This window comes from Citrobacter sp. VF227, from assembly GCF_052950715.1.
Window position 1 is genome coordinate 1 of the sequence record NZ_JBRFVF010000415.1, and the last position, 464, is coordinate 464.

Consider the following 464-nt stretch of genomic DNA (forward strand, 5'->3'; position numbering starts at 1 on the left):
CTCCGGGATCGGCTCTGTTTCCGGCGCTGGCTCGACGACGCGATCAGGCGGTGGCTGAACCGCGTGAGGCGGTTCAAAATCGGCAGACGCGACCATCGTAACGGAAATAGGCTGCGCTGGTGCAGGCAGTTCAATAACCTGATGTACCGAGGTGTACAGCAAACCTGCCGCTACAGCACCGTGAATGCCGACAGAAAGTAACGTTGGCCAGGGAAAGCGACGAGGTAAATCAAGGGTCATTGAAGTCATAATCGTTTCAGTAAAAAGACCAGGCCTCGATTTTAAATGCAAATAGCAATCATATTCAATAAGACCATGAAGGTAACTCAGATATAAAACGCGATTTTATGAAAAATAACCATTTTCGGAGTGTGGCCTTAACATATCAGCAATCTTTCCATTGCAGTTACCGGGCCTTTCCAATAACGTAAATATGACTTTTACCGTTCAAGGAGCTCTACCCG

General features: G+C 47.8%; 1 pseudogene. It reads right to left on the minus strand.

What is annotated here, in order from left to right:
• Nucleotides 1–249 (minus strand): annotated as a pseudogene (locus ACU8YC_RS27060) (TonB system transport protein TonB); the annotation flags it as partial.
• Between the last annotated feature and the right edge of the window lie 215 nt (nucleotides 250–464).